Origin of the sequence: Nocardioides kongjuensis, from assembly GCF_013409625.1 — a bacterium.
In the GTDB taxonomy this organism is placed as follows: Bacteria; Actinomycetota; Actinomycetes; order Propionibacteriales; family Nocardioidaceae; genus Nocardioides; species Nocardioides kongjuensis.
The window spans coordinates 4,032,398-4,044,483 of record NZ_JACCBF010000001.1 but is presented as its reverse complement, the minus strand read 5'-3'; the positions used below and the strand labels follow the sequence as shown (position 1 = coordinate 4,044,483).

Annotated in this window: 11 protein-coding genes; all 11 read left to right on the top strand. The window is 74.0% G+C overall.

Translation table 11 applies throughout. From position 1 onward, the window contains the following. The first annotated feature begins 10 nt into the window (after window positions 1-10). Entirely contained in the window at window positions 11-1,234 is a 1,224-nt protein-coding gene (locus BJ958_RS19410) for an MFS transporter (RefSeq protein WP_273519271.1), read from the top strand. A 97-nt stretch (window positions 1,235-1,331) separates the two neighbouring features. Further along, window positions 1,332-2,021 (top strand): response regulator transcription factor, encoded by a 690-nt coding sequence (locus tag BJ958_RS19405; RefSeq protein WP_179728521.1) that lies wholly within the window; start codon window positions 1,332-1,334, stop codon window positions 2,019-2,021. Beyond that, window positions 2,018-4,570 carry a DUF4153 domain-containing protein gene (locus tag BJ958_RS19400; protein ID WP_179728520.1) on the top strand — a complete coding sequence of 851 codons (2,553 nt, stop codon included), beginning with the start codon at window positions 2,018-2,020 and terminating at the stop codon, window positions 4,568-4,570. Before BJ958_RS19405 ends, BJ958_RS19400 begins: the two co-directional genes overlap by 4 nt. A 71-nt stretch (window positions 4,571-4,641) precedes the next feature. Continuing rightward, window positions 4,642-5,079, top strand: a complete 438-nt coding sequence (locus BJ958_RS19395; RefSeq protein ID WP_179728519.1) for a hypothetical protein — start codon at window positions 4,642-4,644, stop codon at window positions 5,077-5,079. A gap of 222 nt (window positions 5,080-5,301) precedes the next feature. Further along, window positions 5,302-6,714, top strand: coding sequence for an HNH endonuclease signature motif containing protein (locus tag BJ958_RS19390; RefSeq protein ID WP_179728518.1), 1,413 nt, complete (start codon window positions 5,302-5,304; stop codon window positions 6,712-6,714). Between the two features lie 100 nt (window positions 6,715-6,814). Further along, the gene (locus BJ958_RS19385) at window positions 6,815-7,447 is read left to right on the top strand and encodes a M15 family metallopeptidase (protein WP_179728517.1); all 633 of its coding nucleotides are present in this window, start codon (window positions 6,815-6,817) and stop codon (window positions 7,445-7,447) included. Continuing rightward, the gene (gene alr / locus BJ958_RS19380; protein ID WP_343052741.1) at window positions 7,444-8,595 is read left to right on the top strand and encodes an alanine racemase; all 1,152 of its coding nucleotides are present in this window, start codon (window positions 7,444-7,446) and stop codon (window positions 8,593-8,595) included. The genes BJ958_RS19385 and alr overlap by 4 nt, the downstream gene beginning before the upstream one ends. Continuing rightward, entirely contained in the window at window positions 8,592-9,530 is a 939-nt protein-coding gene (locus BJ958_RS19375; protein WP_179728516.1) for a D-alanine--D-alanine ligase family protein, read from the top strand. The genes alr and BJ958_RS19375 overlap by 4 nt, the downstream gene beginning before the upstream one ends. 55 nt (window positions 9,531-9,585) lie before the next feature. Then, window positions 9,586-10,773, top strand: a complete 1,188-nt coding sequence (locus BJ958_RS19370; RefSeq protein ID WP_179728515.1) for a histidine kinase — start codon at window positions 9,586-9,588, stop codon at window positions 10,771-10,773. Then, window positions 10,770-11,435, top strand: coding sequence for a response regulator (locus BJ958_RS19365; protein WP_179728514.1), 666 nt, complete (start codon window positions 10,770-10,772; stop codon window positions 11,433-11,435). The genes BJ958_RS19370 and BJ958_RS19365 overlap by 4 nt, the downstream gene beginning before the upstream one ends. Before the next feature lie 11 nt (window positions 11,436-11,446). Then, window positions 11,447-12,052, top strand: a complete 606-nt coding sequence (locus BJ958_RS19360) for a GrpB family protein (protein ID WP_179728513.1) — start codon at window positions 11,447-11,449, stop codon at window positions 12,050-12,052. Window positions 12,053-12,086 lie beyond the last annotated feature (34 nt).

Here is a 12,086-nt window from a genome sequence, read left to right as displayed (position 1 = left end):
CCATGGCTCCGTGACCACCATCACCGACGACGTCGTCCAGGACACCCGCCTCCAGCGCCTGCTCGTCGTCCTCGGGATCGTGGTCCTCGCGTTCAACCTGCGCCCGGCCGCGTCCAGCGTCGGCCCGCTGCTGGAGGAGATCCGCGCGGGGGTGCCGCTGGGCGACACCCAGGCCGGGATCCTGACCACCCTCCCGGTCATCTGCTTCGCCGTCGTCGGCGGGCTGGCGCCGCGGCTGGCGTCGTGGATCGGGCTGCACCGGGTCGCGCTGCTGGGGCTGCTGCTGCTCACCGGCTGCCTGTGGGCGCGCGGACACGTCCACCAGGGCTGGGTGTTCCTCGTCCTCTCGTTCACCGCGCTCGCCGGTGCCGCCACCGCCAACGTGCTGATGCCCTCGCTGGTCAAGCTCCACTTCCCCGACCGGGTCGGCCAGCTCACGGCCGTCTACACGACGTCGATGGCGGTCGGCCTCACCGTGTCGTCGGCACTGAGCGTGCCGATCGCGACGGGCGGCGGCGACCAGGTCGACTACACCCGCGGCCTGCTCGCGTGGTCGCTGACCGCAGGCATCGCGGTGCTGCCGTGGATCGGGTTGATCCGGCACGACCTCCACGAGGGCCGCCGCACCCGCTCCCTCGGCGTCGGCGCGATCGCCCGCACCCGGCTCGGGTGGGCGATGGTGGGTGCGTTCGGGCTGCAGTCGCTGCAGGCGTACGCGATCTTCGGCTGGTTCGCGCAGATGTGCCGCGACGCCGGCTACTCCGCCGAGGCCTCCGGCGTCCTGCTCGGCGTGGTGACCGGTGCCAGCATCCCGCTCTCGCTGCTCATCCCGGTCCTCGCCGGCCGGTTCCGCGACCAGCGCGGGCTGCTCACCGCGCTCATCGCCTGCTACCCGGTCGGCTACCTCGGCTTCCTCGCCGATCCCCGCCCGCTCGGCTGGCTGTGGGCGCTGGCGATCGGCGCGGGCTGCAGCACCTTCCCGCTGGTGCTGACCCTGATCGGGCTGCGTGCCCGGACCCCCGAGGGCACCGCCGCGCTGTCCGGCTTCACCCAGTCCGCGGGCTACCTGATGGCCGCGGCCGGGCCGTTCGGGATCGGCGCCCTGCACGCCGCCACCGGGAGCTGGACGCCGTCGGTGCTCCTGCTGCTCGGCCTGTGCGTGCCGCTGTACCTGTGCGGGCTCTACGCCACCGGGGACCGGTACGTCGAGGACGAGATCGCCGCGCGTCGCTGATCGACCTGCCCGATCCGCGCCGGTCTGCGCCGATCTGCACAGAACCTGCACACGTCGTCCCCGCCTCCCGCCCCTCCACGCTCGTAGCCTCGGAGGCATGGAGAGCGTGCGCCGCCTGGTCCTCGTCGTCGAGGACGACCCGGTCATCAACCAGGCGCTCGCCGACCGCCTCCGGGCCGAGGGGTACGACGTCGTGCGGGCCTTCGACGGGCCCGGTGCGGTGGCGGCGCACGACGAGCACGAGCCGGACCTCGTGCTGCTCGACGTGATGCTGCCCGGGTACGACGGCCACGAGGTGTGCCGCCGCATCCAGGCCGACCGGCCGGTGCCGGTGCTGATGCTCACCGCCCGTGCGGACGAGGCCGACGTGCTGGTCGGGCTCGGGGTCGGGGCGGACGACTACCTGACCAAGCCGTTCCGGATGCGCGAGCTGGTCGCCCGGGTGGCGGCACTGCTGCGCCGCGTCGACCGGGCGGCCTCGCTGGCCGGCCGGAAGGCGCTCGAGCTCGGCGACCTGCGGGTGGACGCCCCGGCCCGGCGGGTGTGGCGTGGCGAGGAGGAGGTGCGGCTGACGCCGACCGAGTTCGACCTGCTGCTCTGCCTGGCCGCGACACCCGGCGCGGTCGTCACCCGCGAGAAGCTGCTCGCCGAGGTCTGGGGGTGGGACGGCGCGACCGGGACCCGCACCGTCGACAGCCATGTGAAGGGCCTGCGCGCCAAGGTCGGCGCCGACCTGGTCCGCACCGCGCACGGCGTGGGCTACGCGCTGGAGGTGCCGGCGCCGTGACGCCCCAACCGCTGGTCGGCGTCCGCTCGATCAAGGTCAAGCTCGGTCTGCTCGTCGCGGCCAGCGCCACCGTGGCCGCGCTGGTCGCCGCGCTCGGCCGCTCGGACGGCGTACCCACCTGGCTGACGATCCCGGTCACCATCGGTCTCGCGCTCGCCCTCACCCAGCTGCTCGCGGTCGGGATGACCTCGCCGCTGCGGCAGATGACCGAGGCCGCGCGGCGGATGGCGACCGGCGACTACGCCGTCCGGGTGCCCGACACCGCACGTGACGAGGTCGGCGAGCTGGCCCGGGCGTTCAACACGATGGCCCGCGACCTCGCCGGCGTCGACCGGCAGCGCCGCGACCTGGTCGCCAACGTGAGCCACGAGCTGCGCACCCCGCTCGCCGGACTGCGGGCGGTGCTCGAGAACGTCGTCGACGGCGTCGTCCCCGACGACCCTGCGGTGCTCGCCACCGCCCTCACCCAGGCGGAGCGGATGAGCAGCCTGGTCGAGGACCTGCTCGACCTGGCCCGTGTCGACGCCGGGAAGGCGCCGCTCGCGGCGCGGGCCGTCCCGCTCGCCCAGCTGCTGAGAGATGCGGTCGCCGAGGCGCAGGCGCTCGGCCGCGGCGTGACGTACGACGTGCGCGTGGCCCCGCCCGACCTCGTCGTCACCGCCGACCCGGCGCGACTGCACCAGCTCGTCGCCAACCTGCTCGACAACGCGTCGCGGCACAGTCCTGCCGGCGGCACGGTCGTGGTGCGGGCCGAGGTGGCGGGGGAGCGGTACCGGATCGAGGTCCGCGACTCCGGAGCCGGTGTCCCCGCGGCCGACCGGGAGCGGGTCTTCGAGCCGTTCGGCACCCTCGCCGCATCCGCCGGCACCGGGGGCACCGGTCTCGGCCTCGCCATCGCCCGGTGGGTCACCGACCTGCACGGCGGCACCATCGGCTTCCTCGACCCGGAGGGCGGCGCCACGGGCGCCCGGGTCCGGGTCGAGCTGCCCCTCGAACCCGCGGCCCGCCCGGGCGCCGTACCGATCCCGTCGAGCCAGGAGGCACCCGTGTCCACTCCGACCGCACCCCCGCCGGCCCCGGTGTCCCCGCCGCCGTCCATCACCGACGACCTGCTCGGTGGCTTCTGGCCCGAGCGCGGAGTCCCGGCCCGCCCAGCCCTGCTGCTCGGCGCCGTCGGCGCCGGCCTGCTCGGCGGCCTGGTCCTGCCCGAGCGCGCCCTGGGCATCGGCACGTTCCTGGTCCTGCTCGCCGCCGGGTCGGTGGTGCTCGGTGCGAGCCGGCAGCGACGCGACCCGTTCACGCTCACCTGCGCGGGGCTGTGCGTGCTGCTCGCCGCGACCGCCGTCGTACGCGATGCGGAGTGGGTGGTCGTGCTCTGCCTCTTCGCCGGCGCCGGGGTGTGCGTGATCGGCGTGACCCGCGGACGCAGCCTCGGCGGGTTCCTGCTGTCGGGGCTGATGTGGCCGGTCGCGGGGCTGCGCGGGATGCCGTGGCTCGGGCGGACCATCGCCGCGGTCCCGGTCGTCGGCCACGGCGCCGCGGTGCTGCGCACCCTGGCCTGGTCGGTGCTCGGGCTGGTCGTCTTCGGAGCGCTCTTCGCCTCCGCCGACGCGCTCGTCGCGGAGTGGGTCGACGCGCTGCTGCCCGACCTGACGATCGACACGTTCGTGCTGCGGGCCTTCGTGACCGTGGCCGTCGGCGGCACCGTGCTCGCGGCGGCGTACCTCTCGCTCAACCCGCCGCGCGTCGAGCGCAGCACGACCGGCCCGCGGTCGGTGGCGCGCCGCTACGAGTGGCTCGCTCCCGTCCTCGTCGTGGTCGGTGTCTTCGCGGTCTTCCTCGTCGCCCAGGCGACGGTGGTGTTCGGCGGGCACGCCTACCTGCAGCGGACGACCGGGCTGACGTACGCCGAGTACGTCCACGAGGGCTTCGCCCAGCTCACCGTCGCCACCGCCCTGACCCTGCTCGTGATCGCCGTCGCCGCCCGCAAGGCCCCGCGCGAGACCCCGTCCGACCGGCTCTGGCTGCGGGTAGCCCTCGGCGCACTGTGCGCGGAGACGCTCGTCGTGGTCGCGTCGGCGCTGTACCGGATGGACGTCTACCAAGAGGCCTACGGCTTCACCCGCCTGCGCCTGCTCGTCGACGTCTTCGAGGGCTGGCTGGGGCTGCTCGTGCTCGCGGTGCTCGTCAGCGGGATCGGGCTCCGCGGTGCGTGGCTCGCGCGATTCGCGCTCCTGAGTGGCGTCGTGGGTCTGCTCGGCCTGGCCCTGGTCAACCCGGACGCGTGGATCGCCCGCCACAACCTGGCGCGGTACGACGACACCGGCCGCGTCGACTGGTTCTACCTGCGCGGCCTGTCCGACGACGCCGTCCCCGCGCTCGCCGAGCTCACCGGCAACGACCGGGTGTGCGCGCTCGCGGGTCGGGAGGTGGGTGGCGACGACTGGCTGGAGTGGAACCTGGGACGCTCGCGGGCGGTCGATGCGCTGGAGGGGATGAGGGAGGTCCCGCTCAGCGCCGCGGCGGCATGCCCCGGACGCGAGGACTGAGGCTCGGGCAGCGCAGCCAGGGTTGCCAGAACGTGGGCCAGATCCCGGGGGCTTCGTGACAACCTGAGCTTGTGGTGTCGCGGGACAAGTACGTGGTCGAGACGGATGGGCTGAGCACCTCCGAGCGAGCTGACGTGTGCCGGGAGCTTCTTGCCCTCGCGGCGCCGGAGGTCGCGACCTTCGAGACTGACATTCCATGGTCCATGGCGGAGGAGTGGCCGAGCGAGGTGCGCGAGGCAGCCGAGCGCTTGAGCTCGTTGAGGGAGCCCAGACGCGGGGAAGACCGGCTCTACCGCCGGACGGGGGTACGAAAGAACGACCAGGTCGGCGCATGGGATGCGTTCGTCGCGTTCGCGCCCTACGCGTTCGATGCGTCGGCGTGGGGGCAGGGGGCACACCGTCTGGTCGCGTTGGCCGACTGCGCGCAGTCGATCGTCGTCCGCCTGAGCGGTGACCAGATCGCGTTGGTGAGCACGGCGCTCGAAGCTCGACTGGTGCCCGTGAGGTGACCGGTCGGTGACCTTGGTGAGCCTCCCGAATCGAGCCTGCAGTGTCTCGTCGGGCGGCTCCATGGCCACGACGTCTCGCCAGGCGGTCCGCCTTCTTGCGGTTGCAACCTTGGGTGCGGGAGCGCGGACCTCACCGGGCCCTGCGCGCCTCGGGAACGCGAGATCTGAGAGACCGTCAGGCGAGCCTTGACGATTCGAACAGGTGTTCGATAGGATGAGCGCATGACTTCTCCCGGGGCGCTCGACCAGGCCACAGCCGTGGCCGAGCGTGCCTCGGTGCTGGCCGGCGTCGAGTGGGACGCGGTCGACGGGCCGGACGTGGTGGCGGGTGTGGAGGCGATCGTCGCGGCACGCTCGTTCCTCGATGCCGCGTTGCTGCGCGGGATCGAGCGGCTCGATGCCACCGACGCGGTCCGGGGGTTGGGGTGGGCGTCGGTCAAGGACTTCCTCACCCACGCCACGGGTGGTCACAAGGGGACTGGTGGTGGGCTGGTCCGCGCGGTCGAGCAGCTGCGTGACCTCCCGGAGGTGCAGGAGGCCCTCGAGTCCGGGCGGGTCACGTTGCCCCAGGCCCGGACGATCGCGTCGAAGGTCCACACCTTGCCCCGGGTGCCGCAGTTCCGGACCGCGGTCGCTGGGCGGATGCTGGAGCTGGTCGAGGCCCGTGGGCACGACGCGTCGGATCTGCAGACCGTGTTCGGTGACGTGGTCCGCGAGCTCGACCCCGACGCCGCGCTGGTCAACGCGGAGAAGGAACGCGCGAAGGCCGAACGCGCTGCTCATCACGCCCGGCACCTGTCGTTCGCCGAGGACGGCCACGGCGGGGTGAGGGTGAAGGGCTACGGCAGTGTGGAGGACGTCGAGAGGATCAAGGCCACCCTCCACCCCCTCGCCGCCCCCGTGACCAGCGAGCCGGGCTCGTGCGGCGGTGTGAACCGTGCACCGGGTGAAGCGATGTTCGACGACGACGGGGTCTCCACGAGCGCTGCGGCGTGTCTGACCCCGGGCTGCCGCCACGATGGGCGTGACCCGCGTGAGGCCGGTGCCCGACTCTGGGACGCGCTGGTCGACGCCTGTGACCGGCTCGCCGCCACCGACGAGCTGCCCCGTGACCACGGCACCAAGCCGCGAGTGGTGGTGCTGATCGACCAGGAATCACTCGAGCAGCAGGTCATCGACGCCGGGCTGGCCCGCAACGGACACACGCCGACCGGAGCCCGGGTTTCGGCGACCGCGGTCCGGCGGATGGCGTGTGACGCCGAGATCATCCCCACCGTGCTCGGCGCCCACGGGCAGGTGTTGGACGTCGGCCGTGCCCAACGACTCGTGACGACCGCGATCTGGACCGCGTTGGTCATCCGCGACCGGCACTGCGCGTTCCCCGGCTGCACCCGCATGCCCCTCGCCTGCGATGCCCACCACATCCGCCACTGGGCCGACGGCGGTGCGACCAGTCTCGACAACCTCGTGATGCTGTGCCGCCACCACCACGTCCTGGTCCACCAGACCCCCTGGGCCGTCCACATCGACCACGACACCAGACAACCCGTGTGGACCCCACCACCCCGCAACACCCGCGACGGCTACAGCAAGGCGGGGATCACCTACGCACCCGCCCGACCACGCGCCGCCTGAACCAGCCCCATGCGGGAGGTTCACGAGCGGCACCTGAGGACCGTTGCCCGGTACCTCAGGCCGAGGTGGAGCACCCTGCCGGCTTCCTAGCGTGGACGGCATGACGATCCTGCTGTCCGATCCCCGCGTCCGAGCGGTGCCCGTGGCCGAGTGCGGCGAGCCGCTGGTGCGCCTGCCGCACGACCTCTCGCCCGCCGGCGCCCTGGTGCGCGCGGACCTCGCGGACCGGCTGGTCGCCGCCGACCGGTTGCTGCCGCCCGGCATCCGGCTCCGCGTGGTCGAGGGCTTCCGGCCGGTCGAGGAGCAGCGCGCCATCGTGGCGTCGTACGGCGCCGAGCTGGCCGCGCTGCACCCCGGCATCGGCGACACGGCGCTCGAGCGGCTGACGAGTCGGTTCGTGGCTCCCGTCGACGTGGCGCCGCACGTGGCCGGGGCCGCGGTCGACCTCACCCTGGTCGACATCACCGGCGACGAGCTCGACCTCGGGACGGCGATCGACGCGACGCCGGAGCAGAGCGACGGGCGGTGCTGGTTCGCGGCGGCGGGGATCGGCCAGGACGCGCGGGCGCACCGCACGCTGCTGGCCCGGGTGCTGCGCTCGCAGGGGCTGGTGAACTACCCGACGGAGTGGTGGCACTGGAGCTACGGCGACCGGTACTGGGCGTTGCTCACCCACGCGCCGCACGCGCTCTACGGACCGATCGCCGCGGCGGTGGCGGCAGGAGCGGCGTGAGCGGCGGGCTCGCGGTGGTCCAGCGCGCCACCACGGTCAGCAAACCGCAGCTCACCGTCGACCTCGGCGCCGTCGCCCGCAACACCCGTACCCTCGCGGCCCACGCGAGCGGCGAGCTGATGGCGGTGGTCAAGGCCGACGGCTTCGGGCACGGCGCGACGGAGGTGGCGCGGACCGCGCTCGCCCACGGCGCCACCCGGCTCGGGGTCACCAGCCTCGCGGAGGCGTTCGCGCTGCGCGACGCGGGTCTCGTCGTACCTGTCCTCAGCTGGCTCAACCCGGTCGACGCCGACTTCCCTGCGGCCGCCGTCCGCGACGTCGACGTCGCCGTCCCGAGCCTCGCGCACCTCGCGGCCGTCGCCGCAGCTCCCGGCAGGCAGAAGGTCCACCTCCACGTCGACGCCGGCATGGCCCGCGACGGCGCGGAGCCGACCGAGTGGGCGGCGCTGTGCCGCGCGGCCCGTCGTGCCGAGCAGCGGGGCGAGGTCGAGGTCGTCGGTGTGATGGGACACCTGGGCTGCGCCGACGACCCGGCCGACGCCTGCAACGCCTGCGGCAGGACGCGGTTCGCGTGGTCCGTCGAGGTCGCCCGCGCCGCCGGGCTGCGGCCCCGGGACCGGCACCTCGCCGCGACCGCCGCCACCCTGACCGACCCGCGCACGCACCACACGATGAGCCGCGTCGGCGCCGGCCTGGTCGGCATCGACCCCTCTCGCACCACCGCGCTGGAGCCGGCGATGACGCTGACCGCGCCGCTGGTGCAGGTACGACGGGTCCGTGCCGGGACCCCCGTCGGCTACGGCCACGACCACCGCACCACCCACGCGACCCACCTCGGCCTGCTCCCGCTCGGGTACGCCGACGGCCTGCCGCGCGTCGCCTCCGGGCGCGCCGAGGTCCTGGTCCGCGGCGTACGGCGCCCGCTCGTCGGCCGGATCTCGATGGACCAGGTGGTCGTCGACCTCGGCGCCGACGGGGCGCAGCCCGGCGACACCGTCACCGTCTTCGGGCCCGGACGCGACGGCGAGCCGACCGTCGCCGAGTGGGCCGCCTGGGCCGGGACCATCGAGCACGAGGTGGTCACCGGGATCGGCGCCCGCGTCCCGCGCCTGGTCCGCCCGGCGACGTACCTGCGGAGGTTGGCATGAGGACCCGGGTGGCCGTGATCGGCGGCGGGCAGAACTGCGAGCACGACGTCTCCCTCGCCTCCGCGGCCTCGGTCGCGGGCGCGCTCGACCCCGCGACGTACGACGTCGTCCCCCTCACCATCGGCCGCGACGGCACCTGGCGCGACCGCGGCCTGCGCCCGATCGGGCTCAGCGGCGCGGCCCAGGTGCTACGCGGCTGCGACGTGGTCTTCCCCGTCGTGCACGGCCCGCGTGGCGAGGACGGCGCGCTGGCCGCCCTGTGCGAGCTCGCCGGCCTGCCGTACGTCGGCAGCGGCATCCGCCCGGGCGCCCTGGCCATGGACAAGTGGGCGACCAAGCTGGTCGCGCAGGCGGTCGGGATCGCCGTCGCACCGGGCGTCCTGGTCACCCCGGCGACCGCGCGGCACCTGCGCTGGACGCACCCGGTCGTGGTCAAGCCGGTCGCGGCCGGGTCCAGCCAGGGCGTCAGCCGGGTCGACGTCCCCGATGCGTTGCAGCCTGCCCTCGACGCCGCCTTCGCGCTCGACGACCGCGTGCTCGTCGAGGACGTGGTGGTCGGTCGCGAGGTCGACGTCGCCGTGCTGAAGCGCGCGGACGGCAGCCTGTTCGTCCCGCCGGCGCTGGAGATCGTGGCCGACGGGATCTTCGACTACGACGCGAAGTACGGCGGCCACGCGGACTTCCGGCTTCCCGCACGGCTGGAGGAGGCCGACGCGAAGGCGCTCCGGTACGCCGCCACCGAGGTGTTCGACGCGCTCGGTTGCGCGGGCGTCGCTCGGGTCGACTTCTTCCTGACCGCCGCCGGCCCCGTGCTCAACGAGGTCAACACCATGCCCGGCATGACCGCGCACTCCCAGGCGCCCCGGATGTTCGCCGCCGGTGGCATGGCGTACGCCGAGCTGCTCGACGAGCTCGTCCGCTCCGCGCATCGGTGAGGCGTGTGGTTCGCTGTCCGCAGACCATCTCGACCGACCCGGCAGGAGGACCGGCGTGAACCGTGCCGAGCGCTGGCTGCCGGACCTGGTCGTCGGGGCGGTCGCCCTGGTGATCGGGCTGCTCGAGGTGAAGCGCTCCTACGAGCCCGACCCGTTGCCCGCGCTGCTCGTCGTGGTCGGCGTTGCGGTCGCGGTGGGCCTGGCCCGACGGCTGCCCGCAGCAGCGCTCGCGGTCGCGTGGGGGACCGGTCTGGTGCAGGTCGTGATCGGCGTCGAACCGATGCTCACCGAGGTGCTGCTCGCCGCCGTCGCGTTCGGCTGCGCGCGGTGGGGCCGGCCGCCGACGGTCTGGCTCAGCGGCCTCTCGATCCCCCTGAGTGCGGCGATCGCGGTGCTGATGACGTCGCCGTACTCGTTCTACCGGGTGCTGCAGATGCTCGGCGTCGAGCGCCTCGCCATCGACTCCTACAGTCGCTACGACTGGCGGCTGGCCGCCGGGCTGGTCGGCTTCGCGCTGCTGGCGACGCCGTGGCTGCTCGGCCTCGCGCTCCGCTTCGCCGCCCGGTCCCAGGACTCGCGGCGCTCGCAGGTCGCAGCCGAGGCGCAGCGCGACCAGGCCGAGGAGATCGCCCGGCTGCGCGAGGAGCAGGCCCAGCTGGCGCGCGACGTGCACGACGTGGTCGGCCACTCGCTGGCGGTGATCCTCGCGCAGGCCGAGTCCGCGCAGTACCTCGAGGACGCCGACACCCAGGGCCTCAAGACGACGATGGCCAACATCGCCGGCTCCGCGCGCGCTTCGCTCGAGGACGTCCGGCAGGTGCTCTCCTCGACCGCTGGGCAGGCGGGCCCGACGGCGGCCGCGCAGCAGACCGACCTCGACAGCCTGGTCGACGGGGTGCGGGCCAGCGGGCACGAGGTGGTCACGACGGAGGTCGGTACGCCGCAGCCGATGCCGCCCGAGCTCGCGGTCGTCGCGTTCCGCGTGCTGCAGGAGATGCTGACCAACGCGATCAAGCACGGCCGGCGCGACCAGCCGGTTCACGTCGAGCGGCACTGGGAGGGCGACTTGCGGATCGAGGTCCGCAACGCCGTACCTGCGGGGGATCCGGCCGACAGCGGGGGACAGGGGCTGGACGGGATGCGGCGCCGCCTCGAGGCGGTCGGTGGCCGGCTCGACGTACGCCGGCGGTCCGATCCGCCGACCTTCACCGCGACCGCGTGGGTGCCGGTGAGGAACCGATGACCGAGCCGATCCGGGTGCTGCTCGTCGACGACCAGGAGCTGTTCCGCGAGGGCGTCCGGGTGATCGTCGACGCCCAGGAGGGCATGGAGGTCGTCGGTACGGCGGCCGACGGCGTCCAGGCCGTCCGCCTGGTCGACCAGCTCGCGCCCGACGTGGTGCTGATGGACATCCGGATGCCGGAGATGGACGGCGTCGAGGCCACCCGGCAGATCTTCCTGCCCGACCGCGCCGCCCGCCGCGAGAAGCCGGTCCGCGTCGTCGTGCTCACCACCTTCAACCTCGACGACCGCGCCGCGACCGCGATCAGGTACGGCGCCAGCGGGTTCCTCCTCAAGGGCACCACCCCGGTGATGCTGCGCGACGCCATCCGCACCGTGCACTCCGGCAACGCCGTGCTCGCCCCGGCCGACCTGTCCACCCTGCTCGACAGCCAGTTCAGGGCGGCCGCCGCCCCGCCCGCGTCGTACACGGGCCTCACCGACAAGGAGCGCGAGGTCTTCGCCGCCGTCGCGCGCGGGTTGTCGAACCAGGAGATCGCCGGGCAGGTGTTCCTCAGCGAGTCGACGGTGAAGACCCACGTCGGCGCGATCCTGCGCAAGCTCGGGCTGCGCGACCGCGTGCAGATCGTCGTGTTCGCCCACGAGCACGGCCTGGCGGGCTGAGCGAGCCGACCGTGCCGAGCCGCCACGACATCGTCACCTTCCACGACCCGCCCGTCCCGCCGGGCGCCTCACCGTGGGTGGACGGAGCCGGTCCGTCGCCGGACGTGGCGGTCGTGGCGGCCGATCCCGCGTGGCCCGACCTGTTCGAGGAGGTCGCCGCCCGGGTGAGGGAGGCGCTCGGCTGGCGAGCACTGGTCGTCGAGCACGTCGGCTCCACCGCCGTCCCCGGCCTGCCCGCCAAGCCGGTGATCGACGTCGACCTCGTCGTCGCCGACCCTGCCGACGAGGCGTCCTACGTGCCGGCGCTGGAGGCGCGCGGCTTCGTGCTGCGGGTGCGCGAGCCCTGGTGGTTCGAGCACCGCCTGCTCCGCGGCACGTCGCCGACCTCGCACGTGCACGTCTTCGGCCCCGACAGCCCCGAGGTGGTCAAGCACCGGATCTTCCGCGACTGGTTGCGCGGCAACCCCGACGAGCGCGAGCGGTACGCCGCCGCCAAGCTCGCCGCGTCCGCCGCCTCGAGCGCGGCCGGGGAGCACGGGATGCAGTACAACGCCCGCAAGGAGCAGGTCGTGCGGGCGATCTACGCGCGGGCCTTCGCGGCGACGGGGCTGCTGTGATGCCGAATGATGGGGTTGACCCCGGCCTCGTCGC

Coding starts and splice junctions, on each gene's coding strand:
- BJ958_RS19365 (WP_179728514.1), top strand. CDS start 10,770: ATGACCGAGCCGATCCGGGTGCTGCTCGTCGACGACCAGGAGCTGTTC.
- BJ958_RS19405 (WP_179728521.1), top strand. CDS start 1,332: ATGGAGAGCGTGCGCCGCCTGGTCCTCGTCGTCGAGGACGACCCGGTC.
- BJ958_RS19375 (WP_179728516.1), top strand. CDS start 8,592: ATGAGGACCCGGGTGGCCGTGATCGGCGGCGGGCAGAACTGCGAGCAC.
- BJ958_RS19385 (WP_179728517.1), top strand. CDS start 6,815: ATGACGATCCTGCTGTCCGATCCCCGCGTCCGAGCGGTGCCCGTGGCC.
- BJ958_RS19390 (WP_179728518.1), top strand. CDS start 5,302: ATGACTTCTCCCGGGGCGCTCGACCAGGCCACAGCCGTGGCCGAGCGT.